We start from the raw sequence: 16,650 nt of genomic DNA, 5'->3' as shown, positions 1-16,650 counted from the left end.
GGCAACGCTTGCCAGCCTTTTCCGCTCTCTTTTGGCACAGGTCCCGGACAGCGGCCGCACGGCCAAGCCTTGGGCATAAAAAACCGCCGGAATGCGCCCGGCGGTTTTCGAAGTCGCAATTGAGTCGGGATCAGTGATGCAGGATCTGGCTCAGGAACAGCTTGGTCCGCTCGTGTTGCGGATTGGTGAAGAATGGCTCCGGCTCGTTCTGTTCGACGATCTGGCCGGCATCCATGAAGATCACGCGGTTGGCCACCTTGCGGGCAAAACCCATTTCGTGGGTCACACACAGCATGGTCATGCCTTCCTCGGCCAGCCCCACCATGACGTCGAGCACTTCCTTGATCATCTCAGGGTCAAGCGCGGATGTCGGCTCGTCAAACAGCATGATTTTCGGGTTCATGCACAAGGAACGGGCGATCGCAACGCGCTGTTGCTGACCACCAGACAGCTGTCCTGGATATTTTAATGCCTGCTCGGGAATTTTCACCCGCTCCAGGTAGTGCATTGCAACTTCTTCGGCTTCCTTTTTCGGCATCTTGCGCACCCAGATCGGCGCAAGCGTGCAGTTTTCAAGGATCGTCAGATGCGGGAACAGGTTGAAGTGCTGGAAACACATGCCAACCTCACGGCGGATCTCGTCGATCTTTTTCAAATCGTCGGTCAGTTCAATACCGTCAACAACGATATTGCCCTTTTGGTGCTCCTCCAGACGGTTGATACAGCGGATCATTGTGGACTTGCCGGAACCCGACGGTCCACAGATCACGATGCGTTCGCCGCGCATCACCTTCAGATTGATGTCCCGCAGCACGTGGAAGTCCCCGTACCACTTGTTCATGTTGGTGATTTCCACGGCCACGTCAGTCTCGGAAATCTGCATTCTCGAGCGGTCGGCTGCCAAGTCGTCGCGTACAGCGTTTTCAGTCATTTCGTTCTCCAGAATTGGGGTGGCTCCGGGGCGCTGCGCTTTCAACCCGCGCGCCCCGGAGGGTCGTTATCGTTTGTGTCCGGTATGCAGCTTGTGTTCCATGAAGATGGAATAACGCGACATGCCGAAACAGAAGACGAAGAACACAATCGCGGCAAACAGATAGCCGGTGTGCCCCTGGCTTGGTGTAGACCATGTCGGGTCCGTGAAGGACGACTGGATCTGGCCGAGAAGGTCGAACATGCCGACAATCAGAACCAGGGTCGTATCCTTGAACAGACCGATGAAGGTGTTCACGATACCCGGGATGACCAGCTTGAGCGCCTGCGGCAGGATGATGAGATACATCATCGGCCAAAACCGCAGCCCAAGCGCCATCGCGCCTTCATACTGGCCTTTCGGGATGGCCTGAAGGCCGCCGCGAACCACCTCGGCCATGTATGCTGCCGAGAACAGCGTCACACCGATGAGCACGCGCAGGAGCTTGTCGAAGGTCACGCCCTCCGGCAGGAACAGCGGTAGCATCACGGACGACATGAACAGCACCGTGATCAGCGGTACACCGCGCCAGAACTCGATGAAGATCACTGACACCAGCTTGATAATCGGCATCTTCGAACGGCGCCCGAGCGCCAGCGCAATGCCAAGCGGGAGCGACGCCACGATGCCGGTAACGGCGATGACGAGTGTCACGAGCAATCCACCCCATTGTGCCGTTTCGACGACCGGCAGGATCACATTGCCCCCAATGACCAGACCGGTCAGCAGGAAATAGGCAATGATCGGGAAGACAACCAGGAACAAGAGCGCATTCGTCCGTTTAAACGGTGCACTTGGCATCGCAAGCGGGATCAGAAGAGCTGCGAACAGGAAATAGACGATATTGACCCGCCAGACTTCCTCGGTCGGGTAGCGCCCGTAGATAAACTGCGGGAAATACGCTTTCACATAGGCCCAGCAGGCCCCGGCATGCTGTCCGTCTTTCGGAAGGCACGCCTCGCGGTTTTCCCCGGTCCAAACCGCGTCGATCAACGCGAACTGAATAAAAGGCGCGATCAGGGAGTATGCGATATAGATCCCGATCACTGTGAGAACGGTGTTGCCGATGGATGAGAACAGGTTCTGCCGCATCCATCCGATCACACCGGTGGTGGAGACCGGAGCGGGAAGCTTTGGCGCTTCCTCGGTTCGCACCTGAGCAATATCAAGATTTGCCATGAGTTCGCGCTCCTTATCTTTCCACGAGCGCCATGCGCTGGTTGTACCAGTTCATGAAGGCTGATGTGATCAGGCTGAGCGACAGGTAAACCGCCATCCAGATCGCAATGATCTCGATCGCCTGCCCCGTCTGGTTGAGCACCGTGCCACCGACGGACACAAGGTCCGGGAAAGCGATCGCAACAGCGAGCGACGAGTTTTTGGTGAGGTTCAGATACTGAGACGTCAGCGGCGGAATGATGACCCGCATGGCCTGAGGAATGATCACCAGGCGCAGCGTCGGACCGTTACGGATCCCCAGAGCGCGGGCGGCTTCCGTTTGACCGTGACTGACCGCCTGGATTCCTGCCCGGACGATCTCCGCGATGAAGGCAGCGGTGTAGATGGCGAGTGCCGCCGTCAGAGCGAGAAATTCAGGGATCAGTTTTGCGCCGACACCCAGTTCAAAGCCGCGGCGCAGAATCGGGCCTTTCTCGACGTAGTTCGGATGTTCCAGGTAAACCGGCATGCCTGTCACGAAATACGTGATCACCGGCAGACCTACGATCAACCCGATCGCCGTCAGAAACACCGGGAATTGCTGCCCGGTCGCATCCTGGCGCTTTTTGGCCCACTTAGCGATCACGACGGAAAGAACGATCGCCAGAATAAACGCGTAGACGATGAACGCCGATCCCGTTTCCCAGATTGGCTTGGGACCGTAGAGGCCGGTGATGTTCAGGTGGAATGTGTCGAAGCCAAAAGACCACTTGTCGCGCTTGCCGGGAACAGCGCGCAAGACCGCAAAGTACCAGAAGAAGATCTGAAGCAGCAGCGGAACGTTGCGGATAAGCTCGACATACCAGTAGGCGAGTTTGCTGATAACCCAATTGTTCGAAAGCCGCGCAATGCCAACAACAAACCCGATGATCGTTGCGAAGAAGATACCGACAACCGCCACCATCAAGGTGTTGAAGAACCCGACCATGATCGCGGTTCCGTATGTCGATGTCTCAGCGTAGGGGATCAAAGACTGGATGATCCCAAAACCGGCCGTATTTTCCAAAAATCCCCAACCGGAAGCAATATTCTGCCGCTCCAGGTTGGCGATTGTGTTCGTGACTATGAAGTATCCAAGCGCCACAAGTCCGGCTACCAGGATCACCTGGTAGAATAGGCTGCGAACTTTCGGATCATTCACCAGCGAAGCACGCGCCGGCGCCCCCGCCGAGTCCTGCTCCTGTACTGCCATTTAACCTCGCCCGAGTGTCCTTGCGGCGGATCGTCCGGCGAAACCACAGTCTCCCGGCAACCCACGGCAATTCTAGATCGTCATCCGCTTTTATTAGGGGCCCTGCGTGGGCCCAACCCCGTCGGTGGAGACGACCACCCTCTGTAAAAAGCCAAGTGCGCCCGGCATTTTTTTCAGCTGCCTTCAGACGCCTTTGTCTTGCTTATTCTTGCAGACCCCGGCGCGAGACGCGCCGGGGTCCGTTTGTTTGACCGTCGACCTTAGCGGACCGGCGGAGCGTAAAGGAAGCCACCGTTGGACCACAGGGCATTTACGCCGCGGGAGATGCCAAGCGGCGTGTCCGGGCCAACGTTTGCATCGAAGACTTCGCCATAGTTCCCGACGTTCTTGATGATGCTGTAAGCCCAGTCGTTGGACAGGCCGATCGCCTCGCCAAAGGCACCTTCAGCGCCCAGAAGACGCTTAACCGACGGGTTGTCGGAGGTCTTCATGTTGTCAACGTTCTCGGATGTCACGCCCATTTCTTCGGCGTTGATCATTGCGTTGAGGGTCCATTTCGCAATGTTGAACCACTGGTCGTCGCCCTGGCGGACAACAGGGCCAAGCGGCTCTTTGGAAATGATCTCCGGCAGAACCATATGGTCGCCTGGGTTGGTCAGTTTCAGACGCTGAGCGTACAGACCGGATGCGTCGGTCGTGTAAACGTCACAGCGGCCGGCGTCATACGCGGCAACAACTTCGTCAGCCTTTTCAAACGCGACAATCTCGTACGGCATGTTGTTCGCACGGAAATAATCGGCAACGTTCAGCTCGGTGGTCGTACCGGTGTTGGTGCAAACCGACGCACCGGACAGCTCAAGAGCGGATGTCACGCCAAGGTCCTTGCGAACCATGAAGCCCTGACCGTCATAGTAGTTGACGCCAGCGAAGTTCAGGCCCAGCTGGGTGTCGCGAGACATGGTCCAGGTGGTGTTCCGGGACAGAACATCGATTTCGCCGGATTGCAGCGCGGTGAAACGCTCTTTAGCAGACAGCGGAGTGTACTTTACGGCAGACGCGTCGCCAAACACGGCAGAAGCCATGGCGCGGCAGTAGTCAACGTCGAGACCGGTCCAGTTCCCCTGTGCATCCGGATTCGAAAAGCCCGGGAGACCCTGGCTCACACCACACTGGATGAAGCCCTTGGCCTTAACGTCGTCAAGCGTAGCGGCGTTTGCAGCCGACGCGACAACGCCCATGGCTGTGCCGAGCACGAGCGGAAGGAGTGTTTTAGTCATGGATATGCAGCCTTTATTGTTACCCATACTTTGTCGTTAGCATCGGTCCGGACGACACAATCCCCTCGACCGCCTCCCGTGGCAGGCTGCGTCCACCCGTTTGACCGGATGGTTCCTCCAGGCACTGTATCGCCGTCCCAATGTGCGCATTCGATGGCATTTCGGCGGTGGGGTCAAGACTTTGATGTCTTTGACCCGTCACATTTGGGGAGCCGCTTTATCATTTTGGTTACCAATAGGATGCACAGAACGTGAACACGAACATTTTGCGGGCATCTGCAGACGCAATTTGAGGCATGTCCTGATCTCGGCCGGTTTCCGGGAAACAGGAATCCGCCCGCCGCAACAATGCAGCGGGCGACACGACACAGTCGTGCAGGGCGTCAGCGGATTGGCGGCGCGTACAGGATGCCGCCATCTTTCCACAAGGCATTTTGGCCACGTGGGATGTCAAGCGGCGTCTGCGGACCAACATGGCGGCGATAAATCTCTCCATAGTTGCCGACCGACTTTATTGCACGCAAGACCCACTCCGGATCCAGCCCGAGTGCATCGCCATAACTCCCCTCTACACCGAGAAGGCGGCGAACAGCCGGATCTTCGGAGGACGTCAGGTTGTCGGCGTTGTCACGCGTAATCCCGAGCTCTTCTGCATTGATCAGCGCGTTCAATGTCCACTTGGCAATGTTGAACCATTGATCATCGCCTTGGCGCACCGCAGGTCCAAGCGGTTCTTTGGAAATCACTTCCGGCAAGATGATGTGATCGCCGGGATTGGTCAGCTTGAGCCGGTCGGAAGCAAGACCCGATGCGTCGGACGTGTGGACATCGCAACGGCCGGCATCATAAGCGGCAATCACCTCATCGGGTTTCTCAAAGGCAACAATTTCATAAGGCATGTCATGCTGACGGAAGAAATCGGCAAGGTTGAGTTCCGTGGTCGTTCCAGACGCCGTGCAGACGGACGCACCGGCCAATTCCAACGCGGAGGTAACTCCCAGGTCCCGGCGTACCATCAGCGCCTGGCCATCATAAAAGATCACACCGGCGAAATTGATTCCAAGCGCCGTGTCGCGGGACATGGTCCAAGTCGTGGTCCGCGACAACACATCGACTTCACCGGACTGAAGCGCAACAAACCGCTCGGCCGGGGATGTTGGCCGGAATTTGACCGCGTTTGCATCTCCCAGAACGGCCGCCGACAAGGCGCGGCAGTAATCGGCCTCAAGGCCGGTCCAGTTCCCCTCTTTGTCGGGGTTTGAAAATCCCGGATTGCCCTGAGTCACGCCGCAGGTGAAAAACCCTTTATCTTTGACCACGTCAAGGGTTGCAGCAGACGCCGGTATTGCCCCGAAAGCCAGAACGCCGCTCAGAGCCGCTCCGAGGAGCTGATGTTTCATGTCTTTGCCTTTTTGGTTTTTTTGAAACGTGCGCGAGTAAGCCGCGTTTCAGGGGCGAGCCGGATATCGCAGGCTTATCGAGGCGTAGAATAATTGTTATTTTTGCCAATCCAAGAACACCCATCACGGACACTCAACCGACAGAGGAAAATGCTGCTCAAAAATCGTTGCCAGACAAAAAAACGCCGCACCCCATTCAGGATGCGGCGGTAGCACTTTTCGGGTCAAATCCGTTTTGTCAACGCACCGGAGGGGCGTATTGAATACCGCCATTTGACCAAAGCGCGTTCAAACCGCGTTCAATCCCAAGCGGTGTCTGCGGGCCAAGATTGCGGTCAAACACTTCGCCATAATTTCCCACCGCCGCAATCAGGCGCGCAGCCCAGCCCGTGTCCAGACCGAGCGCTTCACCATAGGCGCCCTCCACGCCGAGGAACCGCTTGACCTCCGGATTGTCGGAGCCCTTCATGTCCTCGACATTGGCTTGCGTGATGCCAAGCTCTTCCGCGTTGACAAGCGCGAACAGCGTCCACTTTGCAATGTTGAGCCACTGATCATCCCCTTGCCGGACCACAGGGCCCAACGGTTCCTTTGAAATGATCTCTGGCAGGATCATATGGTCACCGGGGTTGGTAAGCTTCAGCCGGTTTGCGTGGAGCCCAGACGCATCGATCGTGTAAACATCGCAACGGCCCGCATCATAGGCTTGGGTCACTTCATCATTTTTTTCAAAAGCAACAACTTCATAGGGCATGTTGTTGACCCGAAAGAAATCGGCGATGTTGAGCTCGGTGGTCGTTCCGGTTGCCGTACAGACCGAAGCCCCTGCCAATTCCAGCGCGGAAGTGATGCCGAGCTCCTTGCGCACCATCATCGCCTGACCGTCGTAATACATCACACCGGCGAAATTTGCGCCGAGCGACGTATCGCGGGACATGGTCCAGGTTGTTGTGCGCGACAAGATATCAATTTCACCGGATTGCAGTGCGGTGAAGCGCTCCGGTGATGCCAGCGGACGAAATTTGACAGCACTCGCCTCCCCCAGCACGGCAGCCGCGACAGCCCGGCAGTAATCGACGTCGAACCCGGACCAATTGCCCTCATTGTCAGGGTTGGAAAAGCCGGGATTTCCCTGGCTTACCCCGCAGGTGAAGAAACCGCTATGCTTCACCTTCTCAAGTGTGGTTGCTTGAGCTGTGCATGCAAATGTCAATGCTCCGATGACAAGTGCGGTTTCACCGATTACGCGTTTCAAACGAGTGGTCATGTTCCCCCTTCTGGCCCTGATCCAGTTGCCAGCCTGCCGCTCCTCCAGCTACACGGGTGCAACGAAAACGCTTTGGCACCAGATCGCATGATGTTACGAGCGAAGCAAAACCACAGGGATCGAGATGCCTATTGTTGCGAGCAATAGCTTGAATCGAACAATAATTTCAGATCTTTGAAGGAACATGAAATTATCGATAATGCGCTCTTAGCTTCAACTCACTCCCACGCTTTCGACAAGTGAACAAAAATGACAAACGTCTATTCCAAAAACGAAAAGAAAATCGATACCACGCTGGCGCATGCGGGCCGGTCCCCGCGCGACTTCCATGGCTTTGTAAACCCGCCTGTTGTTCATGCCTCCACCATCCTGTTTCCGGACGTGGAAACGATGGCCACCGGCAAACAGACCTACACCTACGGCCGGCGTGGCACACCAACCACAGACGCCTTGGAAGCGGCCGTCGCGGAACTTGAGGGCGCAGCCGGGGTCAAACTGGCGAACTCCGGCCTGAATGCAATTGCCCTTGCCTGTCTGTCCTGTCTGAAAGCGGGGGATCATCTGCTGGTTCCGGACTCAGCCTATGGCCCCACGCGCCATTTCGCAGACACAGTGCTGCCGATCTACGGCGTTCAGGTGGAGTACTATGATCCGTCGCTCGACGGCGCTGTCCGCCAGCACTTCAAGCCGAACACCAGTGCCGTTTTTGTTGAGGCTCCCGGCTCGTTGACATTTGAAATGCAAGACACTCCGGCGATTGTCGAGGCGGCGCAAACAGTCGGTGCAACCGTTTTGATGGACAATACCTGGGCCAGCCCGCTGTATTGCCAGCCAATTCCGATGGGTGTCGATTTGTCGATTCAGGCCGGCACCAAATATATCGTTGGCCATTCGGACGTGATGCTGGGGACCATTGCCGCAAGCGAGCGGGCATGGCCATCGCTCGACAGGATCTATGGTGCCATGGGTGTGAGCGTCGGTCCGGATGATGTTTATCTTGCCTTGCGCGGACTGAGAACGCTGTCTGTGCGGCTGGAACGGCACATGAAAAACACGCTGGAGGTCATAGGCTGGCTGAAAGACCGGGACGAGGTGGCAAATATTCGATATCCGGCCCTTGAGAGCGATCCTGGACACGACATTTGGAAACGGGACTTTTCCGGCGCCAGCGGCCTTTTTGGATTTGACTTTAAGAACGGCACAACGAAAGATCAAAGCAATGCGTTTTTCAACGCGCTTAGCCTATTCGGGCTCGGCTACTCCTGGGGCGGATTTGAAAGTCTGGCAATCCCGGTAAGGCTAAAAGGCGCGCGTACGGTGAACCTGCCGGACCCGAACCAGCTCTCCACGCGCCTGCATATCGGATTGGAAGATCCGGAAGACCTGATCCGTGATTTGGGTCAGGCGCTGGACAAGGCGTTATCCTAGAGTTCCAAAAAAACGAGAGGGTCCGGACGGACTAGATCGCCGGATCCTTGCGCTTTTCCTTAAAAATCAACCACAGGTTCCGGAAATAGATCAGCAGTCCCAGGCCCTGCCCTGCGATGAACACCGGATCCTGGCGCTGGATCGCGTAGATCAGCAAAAGCGATCCTCCGGCGATCGAAAAAAACCAAAATGCCACCGGAACAATTGAACGGCCAACCCGCTCGGATGCAATCCACTGGATCACAAATCGCATCATGAACATGGCCTGCGCAAAAAAGCCGAGAATGATCCAAAAATCGAATTGCTCGACGAAGACGATGTAGAGCCAGTCTAAGAGCGCAGTCATATATAAGGTCCGTTCTTGGTCTTGGGTCCTGCAGGCGGCTAAGCGGCCTGGTCAGCGTTTTCGAGCAGCGCCGAAACTGCGGGTATCTTCTTGCGGCGCCGGCGCAACCACCAAACGCCGAAAAGATCCAGGACACCGATCAGCGCGCGGTCGAAAATGCCGTATTTGGATTGGCCATGGCGGCGCTGGCGATCCTGTACGTCGATGTGAACCACACCAAAACCTTCCCGAATGACCAGGGCCGGCAGAAAGCGGTGCCAGCTGTCAAAATAAGGAAGCTGCAGGAACACGTCGCGCCGAAGGGCTTTCAACCCGCAACCGCTGTCGCGCGTGTTGTCTTTCAAGATCGCCCCGCGCACTTTATTTGCGAGTTTGGACGCGTAGCGTTTCGCAAGACTTGCCTTGCGGCCAAGCCGTTGACCGGCGGCCAAAGCTACCGACGGCCCTCCCGCTTCCAGCGCTTCCAGCAGCTTCGGAATATAGGCCGGATTATTTTCGCCATCGCCGTCAATTGTGGCAACAACCTCGCCGCGGGCGTTTTGAACACCGGTTCGCACGGCACAGCTTTGACCACAGGCCAGTTCATGCCGGTAGGGCCGCAACCAGGGATGCTCGGCGGCATAGGTTTTCAAAACCTCGCCCGTTCCATCGCTTGATCCGTCATCGACAACGATGACTTCGAACTGACGGCCCTCCAAGGCATCGCGAATCTCGTCCAGCAGGATCGGCAAATTGTCCTTTTCGTCCTTCGCGGGAACGACGACGGTAACCTCGATGGTGCCGTCTGATGCCGCCATGGCATCGTGATAGCTAAGGCTCATGATGGATCCTGTGTGGTGTGCGCGGCGCCGGCCCCGGCGCGGGTCGTCATCTGAACTGCACGGCGGCGTCCGCGCATGGCGTACCAAACCGCTGCCAGGCAGAATTTTGCAGACCGCTGGCTGATGATCGGCATGACGGTGCCGTTCTTGGTGTAGTAAAATCCGATCCGGCGCCGGGCGAGCGCGCGCGCAGTGAAGAAGGTGAACGTGAAACCGAGCAGCGTCCCTGCAATCACATCGCTCGGATAATGCGCCCCCACCATGATCCGGCTGAAGGCGACCCAAAAAGCGAAAACGACAATGAGCCAGCGGTACGTCGGGAAAATCAGTGCAAGCGCCGTTGCCACCGCGCCGATCGTGGTCGAATGCCCCGATGGAAAGCTGGTATAGGACGAATTGAAGGCCAGTAGGTCAAATTTTACGGGCCCGAGCTCTTCAAACAGTTTTGGCCTCGCCCGGCCAAGTGACCATTTGAACAGGATCGCCAGAATCCCCGTTGCGGCGACGCAATAAAAAACAAACCCGGCGTAAGTGAAAACGGCGCCGACGGTCATGCGCAGACGGAACGTCAACTGTGCCGCGTTTTGCGCAAGCAAAGCCAAACAGACAAGACCTGTGGACCAAAGCACCCAGTGGGCCTTGCCCAAGTCGGTGAAGAAATTGAATGTGGCCCAATACTCGGACGGCAGGGAGCGGATCCACGGGTAGCTTGGAATGTCGAACAGAATAATCGAGATGCCGACCGTCAGGATCAAAATGGCCAGGATGTCCTGCGGCCGCTGACCGGGACGCAGCGGATAGGTCAGCTTGCTGGCGCGCTCCCGCCGACTTGCAAAAATCTGGCGAACGCGGCGCATATTGGCGCGCAGGCGCGCTGCAATCTGCCGGACCCGGCTGCCAAAAGTTGCTTGTTCCATATCCATCACTTAACGCTCGCTCGACGCCCCGCCCGCGCGGTAAAGACCGATGTCCGTTTCGTCACCGCCGTTGATGTTGAGGCCGTCTACCCTGCTTACGGCGACCGGCACAAGCCCAATCGCCTTTGCGGCTTCAAGAAAGGCGCCCTCTTCGCGGCTTTCTATGGCCGCAATACGGCAGCCCGGGCCGGTTTGCGCCAGAAATTCGGCGGCCTGCGCAGGGGGGAGGATCTTGGTATGGGTTCCTTCGAGAAAAATGAAGCTCGGCTCATGAAAACCGGCTGTTACAACCGATCGGTCTTGGCATCCGGGTATGGCATCCATCGCGGCCACAAGACGCGGGCTGATCCATATGCCGGTGAGTGCCGGGCCGACAAACCCCCAGACCCCGACAGCCGTGAGTATGGCTGCGCCAACGGAGGGAGATAGCGCCTTGAGCGGTTCCGCACGGACGATCCGGGTGGCGGCAGCAAGTGCCAGTACGACTGCAAACGCGCACAGAACCGTGCCCGGCGGCGACGGCCAGTTTCCAAGGAAAAACGGCCCGCCAAAGGCCGCTGCAGCGACCCCGATCACCGGAACCGCGAGCAAAATGGCAGCGACCCAACGCAGCCAGGGCCTGACCTGCCCGCCGGCGCCGTCCACCAATGCAGCAGCCACCGGCAAAACCAGGGCAGGCAGCAGGGGCATGGTGTAATGCGGCAGTTTGGTCGCGACCATTTCGAAAATGATCCAGGACGGCACAAACCAGGCAAAGCAAAACACCACCAGCGGACTTTTACGCTCAGACCAGATCAAAGGCAGGCTGATCAGGAAAAACGCCGGAAGAGGCCAGAACACACCGAACATGGCGCCCAGATGCGTCAACGGTGGAGCGCCATGGCTTTCCTGGCCTTCCCGAACCTTGCCGAGCAGATCCTGGCCGATGGCTTCGGTAAAAAAGGTACCGTCCGTTGCGATCCAGATTGCGGCAAACCAGGGCAGAACCAGAAGCACAAACCAGATAAAACCGACAAGCGGCGCTGCGCTCTTGAACCAAGTGACCTTGCGTTCCAGGGCAAACAAAAGCACCACCGTCAACCCGATAACCATCGGGCCGACCGGCCCTTTGATCAGTACGCTGCCTGCCAGCGCCGTCCAAAACACGAACGCCATGCCCCACATGCGCGTGCCGGTCCGCCTCAGCCAGATCCGCGCCAACGCCCCTTGTGCAAGCACGATTGTGAAGAAGAGCATGGCGTCGGTCTTTGCCAAGCGCGCTTCGACACCAAGAATGATCGCGCTGGCAACAAACATGCCCGCAACCAGCGCTCCGGCCGGCCCCATGAACGCCCTCGCCAGCCAAAACGTCGCCAGCACGGCCAGCGTTGCCCCAATGATGGACGGCAGGCGGTATACCCAAAGAGGCGCCTCCGCGCCTTTGCCAGTGAGTTTTGCAGCCGCGGCCTGCAGCCAGTAAATGCCGACCGGCTTCTTGTGCCGCGCCTCGTCCTGAAACCGGATGTCGACATAATCACCGGTCTCAAGCATCTGCTTGGTGGCCTGGGTAAAGCGCGGTTCGTCCCGGTCCAGTGGCGGCACGGTCCATTGACCGGGCACAAACAACAAAAGCGCCAGCACCAGCAAAAACAGCGGTGCGGACACATCATGCCCGAATATCTTGAGCCACAAGGGCTTGCGTGCGGGTGCAGGCGGGGTTTGCTGTTGTGCGTCCGGTTCGGATGTTAAAGTCATGGGCGTCCACATATTCGTTCGCGCAAAGACACACCGGCTGGCGGAAAAAACACGTCCCTGCGCTGCTTCTCCTACATGAGGATTTCGAAAAGGGAAACCGGAGCTTGCCCCCGATGCCCGCTTCTTTATCGTGTGCGCGGCAAAATCCTTATCCGCCCCGACACTCCGGATCCATCATGACCCTGATTGCCCATATCACTGATTTGCATTTGCGCCCGCGCGGCTTGCCCTGTTACCGGGTCAGCGACACCAACATGCTGGCAGAACGTGCCATTAAAGCGCTGTGCGCACTCACTCCGCGCCCAAACGCTGTTGTGGTGACCGGCGACCTGACGGATCGGGACGACCCGCGGGAATATGCCGTTGCACGGCGGCTCTTAAAGATGCTGCCAATGCCGGTCTACGTTCTACCGGGCAATCATGACAGCACCGAGGGTATGCGCACCAACCTTACAGACTTTCCGGGGGTCCAGAGTGCGGACGGCGAAAAACTCTGGTACGCAGCAGACATTGGCGGGTTGCGTATGATTGTTCTGGACAGCCATGATCCGGGCCGGCCGACCGGTCACATCGGCCAAGCACAGCTTGAGCAGACCCGCAAGCTGGTATTGATTGCCCTTCACCATCCACCGGCCCAGACCGGCATCAAACACATGGATGCCATGGGTCTGCGCGATTCCGCCGAATTGTCCGCTGTGCTGAAGGGCAAGACACAGGTCAAACGCATTCTGTGCGGTCATGTCCATCGTCCGATCATTACCGAGTTTGCAGGAACGATCATGACCCTGGCACCAAGCACATGTCATCAGGTTGCGCTTGATCTGACCGCCGACGGGCCTGCAATGTTCAATTTTGAACCCCCGGCCTATTTTTTGCACGACATGCCCGAAGATGGCCACGTTGTAACCCATACCGCCTATGTCGAAGCGTTTGATGGGCCCTGTGACTTCTTTGCCGATGAAGGGATTGTATGGCCTGGCGACGAAAGACCGTAAAACCACACTCCTGCGGAGTTCATTTCCCTTGAAAACATGCCTTTCCCACTTGCCGCTTGTGATTTTCCTGATGCTGACCGGCTGCAGCGCGTTGCCTGGCGGCGGCAAGGACATCACCTCCGAAACCGTCATCGAACGTGTGTCGGTTGATGAACAGGCCATGCTGGCAATGCTGAATGCCTATCGCCGGAACAACGGCCAAACCGGCCTCATTCTCGATACGCGCTTGAACGAGGTGTCCGCGGACATGGCGCGGCACATTGCCGAACGTGACAGTATGGACACTTGGCAACACAGCGCCTTTGGTCTTTCGCAACGGCTGGATAAGGCCGGATACGCAAATTATGCCGGAGCTGAAAATCTCGGCTCGGGCTATTCAAGCCTGTCCGCCGCGTTTGAAGGCTGGCAAGGCTCACCCGGTCATAACAAAAACCTGCTGAACCCCTATGTGACGCGGGTCGGCATTGCGCGCGTCAATCGGTCTGACGGCAAATGGCGGAATTTTTGGGTGATGACCCTATCGCGCCCTTTTGAGGACGGCCGCCCCGTTCTTTAACTCAATTCTCCAACTCCGTGCGCCCGGTCTCTGCCAGACAGCATGCAGCCAAACGAAAAGGAGGCGGGAAATTCCCGCCTCAAGTCGTTTCCAGAGACCCCTTGAGGGGGGTGGCAATCGCCAGTGAGAAGGCCGCTCAATAACTTGAGTTTTATTCTCAAGTATTTTGTAACCTCGCCTTCGCGCCGTTGTCAAACTGAATTCTGAACGAAACGCCATAGAAGGACAGGCGGATATTGGCTTTGGATCCCCTCAGAATGGAAAGGATACCCGCTCTTCAAAAGTGTCTTCCTCAGCCGGTTTTCCCCGCCAGCCAAGCGCGACGGGTGTCTCAAAAAGCCGCCGCTTGCCAAACCGAGCTTGCCAGGTGCACAGCTGCGGCGACAGTACTTTGATCGCTGGAATCTTGAACGCCGGGTGGGTGATATCGCAGGCCCAGAGCGCGATCGATTTGGCGCGGCAGGCCTCCAAAAGATCTTCAAATGAATAGGATTGATCGAAAAGCGCTTCTGGCGCCCTGGGCACCCCACTTAATCTGAGATCGTCAAAAATACGCGTATAGCGCGCATATTTGAGCGCAATTGGTTCTTTTGCATCCAAGTGTCCCTTGTCATGAGACCGCGCGGCCATCTTTAAGGATTGCTCGCACTGGAGCATCTCGCGCGCTGCGGCGGCAACAGCATCACCAAGCCTGCCGGATGCCGCAGCACCAAATGCTCCCCAATACCCATCGGAGTTTGCCGATATTGCACACACCACGTGCACCGGAAGATCACTTTCGACCCTGAAAAACCGGGTCTGACGGCTTCGGTTTTCGAGCCAACTTAATTTTTTTTCATGTTCAGCCTGTGGATAACCCCCCATTTCAAGAGAGGTTATCCCCAGGCGGTTGTACCAAGCCATGGCGACGGCATCGCGCTCGATAGCCTCGTAAATTGCACGCTCGACAGCCCCCTCAAAACTCCCCCAAACGGCAGCTCCGACCGTCGAGGCCAGCCCCCGAACAGGCACACCGGCTGCCGGAGCCTCGCCAAAAAAAACGCCCATTGACGGCACAGCCGCACGGCCACCCAGGGTCACGTTCTTCGCAATGACCCTCCGTCGGCTCAGCTTGTTCCAATCGATCAGGTTGCCGTCGAAAGCCTGCCTGAGCACCGCGTGGCGCCGGGCCAGCTCCATTTCCTGACGCGCACTGAAACCAAGCACCGGGCCAAGCGCCAGATCGGGCAATCCGCTGCAGTCTTTCGACACTCTGTTGTCTTCACCCATGAGAAAAAAGCTAAGTCTTTCTGAAAGTTCACCAAGGCAGGCAAGCACTGCATGGCCGGCACTTTCCCCTTGACCGCCCGCAGCAATCGTCCTGTGGCTCCCCCCCTCACCGCACACCTTTCCGGCATAGGGAGTGGCCATCGCTGTGCAAAATGCCCAGGGACTTTGTTCCTGCGCCAGATGTCTGAGCTTCGGCCTGACGAGATCGACCATGGGCGCGAACAGTGCCAGGTCTGCGGGGGAGACATCATGCGCGGGTATCAGCCCCCCATTCCGCAGCGACAATATTCCCGCTCGCACGAGATCTTGCACAGGCTCTGACAGGTCTGCATCTGGCTTGACTACGAACGGTCTACCGGGTCCCTCCAACCCGAAATGCTGCGCAATTTCGCCCAAAGTTACTTTACTCATTTTTATAAACGCCCACCGATATCAACTATTAGTTGCCCACACCAAGAATCGAAAACCAAACATTGCCCAATCCGTGAATAGATGAAAGATAAAAATCAATCAGTTTAAACGCTCACTCGGAGCGAATTGATTAAATTCTTCACTTTTACTTCTTCTTTCGCTTCTTGGGTGGCGGAAGATTAGAAAGAAAAGTACCACTACTTAACGCAGGAGACGGCAAAATGACACGTTCGATTTCTTCAGATCACGCCTTGGACCTTGGAGCGAAACTCGGCGCCCTGCTACAAGATTCCGAAAAACGCGCAGACCTTGTAAAGGATCCCGGCACCACTCTGGCCGCTCTGGGCGCAAAGTCTGACCTGACAATTCTGGCTGACACCGCGGACACAGTGCACCTGGTCATTCCGGCAAACATCGACGCTGCACGTGTTGCCGCAGAAGACGAAGCCTACTTTGAGGAACTTGGCCGCCAGGCTTTGGGTGCATGTCTTTACGAAGACGTCCCGCAATAAGCCGTTGGAGTTGCTTGATGGTCATCCGCACCGCGGATGACCAGAGCCCGTGAGGAAAACATGGCAAGATTTCCCTACCGCAAAGACAAAGTGGCTGACCTCGGCCGTTTGCTGGCGCAGGCCGCAGTAGACGAACAAACACGTTCGCGCCTGCAAGATGACCCGAAAGCGGCCTTGAACGGCATTCTTCCAGGCGTCACAAAGGATTTGTTTTCGTTCGAAGTTGTAAGCGAGGCAGACCAGAAAATAGCCGTCCTGCCGTATCGCCTCAACAAGACGAAACTCGCCAACCAGGACCCTGAATATCTGGCAAGTGTCGCAGCGACCATTCAGTAGT

At 57.1% G+C, this 16,650-nt stretch carries 16 protein-coding genes; 5 read left to right on the top strand and 11 right to left on the bottom strand.

The features are described 5' to 3' along the window. Window positions 1–130 precede the first annotated feature (130 nt). The 6 genes from JM93_RS01400 to JM93_RS01375 all read right to left on the bottom strand — a co-directional run bounded on the left by JM93_RS01400 (window position 131) and on the right by JM93_RS01375 (window position 7,312). Window positions 131–931 (bottom strand): amino acid ABC transporter ATP-binding protein, encoded by an 801-nt coding sequence (locus JM93_RS01400; protein ID WP_145340282.1) that lies wholly within the window; start codon window positions 929–931, stop codon window positions 131–133. Between the two features lie 66 nt (window positions 932–997). Continuing rightward, on the bottom strand, window positions 998–2,149 hold the full coding sequence (locus JM93_RS01395) for an amino acid ABC transporter permease (RefSeq protein ID WP_145340281.1): 1,152 nt from the start codon (window positions 2,147–2,149) through the stop codon (window positions 998–1,000). Window positions 2,150–2,162: 13 nt separating this feature from the next. After that, window positions 2,163–3,380 (bottom strand): amino acid ABC transporter permease, encoded by a 1,218-nt coding sequence (locus JM93_RS01390; protein ID WP_145340280.1) that lies wholly within the window; start codon window positions 3,378–3,380, stop codon window positions 2,163–2,165. A gap of 260 nt (window positions 3,381–3,640) precedes the next feature. Further along, a complete protein-coding gene (locus JM93_RS01385) occupies window positions 3,641–4,657 on the bottom strand; it encodes an amino acid ABC transporter substrate-binding protein (RefSeq protein ID WP_208994859.1) in 1,017 nt (338 codons plus the stop codon). A gap of 383 nt (window positions 4,658–5,040) precedes the next feature. Further along, a complete protein-coding gene (locus JM93_RS01380) occupies window positions 5,041–6,057 on the bottom strand; it encodes an amino acid ABC transporter substrate-binding protein (RefSeq protein WP_145340279.1) in 1,017 nt (338 codons plus the stop codon). Between the two features lie 238 nt (window positions 6,058–6,295). Continuing rightward, complete coding sequence (locus JM93_RS01375; protein ID WP_425280808.1) at window positions 6,296–7,312, bottom strand: amino acid ABC transporter substrate-binding protein; 1,017 nt, start codon at window positions 7,310–7,312, stop codon at window positions 6,296–6,298. A gap of 261 nt (window positions 7,313–7,573) precedes the next feature. Between JM93_RS01375 and metC the strand changes: the two genes are divergently transcribed. After that, window positions 7,574–8,752, top strand: a complete 1,179-nt coding sequence (gene metC, locus JM93_RS01370) for a cystathionine beta-lyase (RefSeq protein ID WP_145340277.1) — start codon at window positions 7,574–7,576, stop codon at window positions 8,750–8,752. Between the two features lie 31 nt (window positions 8,753–8,783). On the opposite strand, the gene JM93_RS01365 is transcribed toward metC, so the two are convergent. From JM93_RS01365 to JM93_RS01350, 4 genes are read right to left on the bottom strand one after another with little or no spacing between them, the layout of a single operon-like run. Further along, window positions 8,784–9,098 carry a lipid-A-disaccharide synthase N-terminal domain-containing protein gene (locus JM93_RS01365; RefSeq protein WP_145340276.1) on the bottom strand — a complete coding sequence of 105 codons (315 nt, stop codon included), beginning with the start codon at window positions 9,096–9,098 and terminating at the stop codon, window positions 8,784–8,786. Between the two features lie 38 nt (window positions 9,099–9,136). Next, window positions 9,137–9,919: a glycosyltransferase family 2 protein gene (locus tag JM93_RS01360; protein ID WP_145340275.1), complete on the bottom strand. Its 783-nt coding sequence runs from the start codon at window positions 9,917–9,919 to the stop codon at window positions 9,137–9,139. Further along, window positions 9,916–10,836: a phosphatase PAP2 family protein gene (locus JM93_RS01355; RefSeq protein ID WP_145340274.1), complete on the bottom strand. Its 921-nt coding sequence runs from the start codon at window positions 10,834–10,836 to the stop codon at window positions 9,916–9,918. The genes JM93_RS01360 and JM93_RS01355 overlap by 4 nt, the downstream gene beginning before the upstream one ends. A gap of 9 nt (window positions 10,837–10,845) precedes the next feature. Next, the gene (locus JM93_RS01350) at window positions 10,846–12,570 is read right to left on the bottom strand and encodes an ArnT family glycosyltransferase (RefSeq protein ID WP_208994857.1); all 1,725 of its coding nucleotides are present in this window, start codon (window positions 12,568–12,570) and stop codon (window positions 10,846–10,848) included. A gap of 176 nt (window positions 12,571–12,746) precedes the next feature. Between JM93_RS01350 and JM93_RS01345 the strand changes: the two genes are divergently transcribed. Next, window positions 12,747–13,565, top strand: coding sequence for a phosphodiesterase (locus JM93_RS01345; protein ID WP_145340272.1), 819 nt, complete (start codon window positions 12,747–12,749; stop codon window positions 13,563–13,565). 28 nt (window positions 13,566–13,593) lie between these two features. Then, complete coding sequence (locus tag JM93_RS01340) at window positions 13,594–14,121, top strand: CAP domain-containing protein (RefSeq protein ID WP_208994855.1); 528 nt, start codon at window positions 13,594–13,596, stop codon at window positions 14,119–14,121. Window positions 14,122–14,373: 252 nt separating this feature from the next. On the opposite strand, the gene JM93_RS01335 is transcribed toward JM93_RS01340, so the two are convergent. Further along, window positions 14,374–15,801 carry a YcaO-like family protein gene (locus tag JM93_RS01335; protein WP_145340271.1) on the bottom strand — a complete coding sequence of 476 codons (1,428 nt, stop codon included), beginning with the start codon at window positions 15,799–15,801 and terminating at the stop codon, window positions 14,374–14,376. 221 nt (window positions 15,802–16,022) lie between these two features. Between JM93_RS01335 and JM93_RS01330 the strand changes: the two genes are divergently transcribed. Together JM93_RS01330 and JM93_RS01325 are read left to right on the top strand one after the other, a co-directional pair. After that, window positions 16,023–16,313, top strand: coding sequence for a hypothetical protein (locus tag JM93_RS01330; protein ID WP_145340270.1), 291 nt, complete (start codon window positions 16,023–16,025; stop codon window positions 16,311–16,313). A gap of 60 nt (window positions 16,314–16,373) precedes the next feature. Further along, window positions 16,374–16,649, top strand: coding sequence for a hypothetical protein (locus JM93_RS01325; protein WP_145340269.1), 276 nt, complete (start codon window positions 16,374–16,376; stop codon window positions 16,647–16,649). The last annotated feature ends 1 nt before the right edge of the window (window position 16,650 follow it).

The sequence above is a fragment of the Roseibium hamelinense genome, assembly GCF_007830545.1.
GTDB classification, from domain to species: domain Bacteria; phylum Pseudomonadota; class Alphaproteobacteria; order Rhizobiales; family Stappiaceae; genus Roseibium; species Roseibium hamelinense.
This window is presented reverse-complemented; position numbering and strand designations above follow the sequence as displayed.

What these genes read in the sequence shown, in the direction of transcription:
- JM93_RS01400 (WP_145340282.1), bottom strand. Translation starts at nt 931, where the DNA reads ATGACTGAAAACGCTGTACGCGACGACTTGGCAGCCGACCGCTCGAGA.
- JM93_RS01395 (WP_145340281.1), bottom strand. Translation starts at nt 2,149, where the DNA reads ATGGCAAATCTTGATATTGCTCAGGTGCGAACCGAGGAAGCGCCAAAG.
- JM93_RS01390 (WP_145340280.1), bottom strand. Translation starts at nt 3,380, where the DNA reads ATGGCAGTACAGGAGCAGGACTCGGCGGGGGCGCCGGCGCGTGCTTCG.
- JM93_RS01385 (WP_208994859.1), bottom strand. Translation starts at nt 4,657, where the DNA reads ATGACTAAAACACTCCTTCCGCTCGTGCTCGGCACAGCCATGGGCGTT.
- JM93_RS01380 (WP_145340279.1), bottom strand. Translation starts at nt 6,057, where the DNA reads ATGAAACATCAGCTCCTCGGAGCGGCTCTGAGCGGCGTTCTGGCTTTC.
- metC (WP_145340277.1), top strand. Translation starts at nt 7,574, where the DNA reads ATGACAAACGTCTATTCCAAAAACGAAAAGAAAATCGATACCACGCTG.
- JM93_RS01365 (WP_145340276.1), bottom strand. Translation starts at nt 9,098, where the DNA reads ATGACTGCGCTCTTAGACTGGCTCTACATCGTCTTCGTCGAGCAATTC.
- JM93_RS01360 (WP_145340275.1), bottom strand. Translation starts at nt 9,919, where the DNA reads ATGAGCCTTAGCTATCACGATGCCATGGCGGCATCAGACGGCACCATC.
- JM93_RS01355 (WP_145340274.1), bottom strand. Translation starts at nt 10,836, where the DNA reads ATGGAACAAGCAACTTTTGGCAGCCGGGTCCGGCAGATTGCAGCGCGC.
- JM93_RS01350 (WP_208994857.1), bottom strand. Translation starts at nt 12,570, where the DNA reads ATGACTTTAACATCCGAACCGGACGCACAACAGCAAACCCCGCCTGCA.
- JM93_RS01345 (WP_145340272.1), top strand. Translation starts at nt 12,747, where the DNA reads ATGACCCTGATTGCCCATATCACTGATTTGCATTTGCGCCCGCGCGGC.
- JM93_RS01335 (WP_145340271.1), bottom strand. Translation starts at nt 15,801, where the DNA reads ATGAGTAAAGTAACTTTGGGCGAAATTGCGCAGCATTTCGGGTTGGAG.
- JM93_RS01330 (WP_145340270.1), top strand. Translation starts at nt 16,023, where the DNA reads ATGACACGTTCGATTTCTTCAGATCACGCCTTGGACCTTGGAGCGAAA.
- JM93_RS01325 (WP_145340269.1), top strand. Translation starts at nt 16,374, where the DNA reads ATGGCAAGATTTCCCTACCGCAAAGACAAAGTGGCTGACCTCGGCCGT.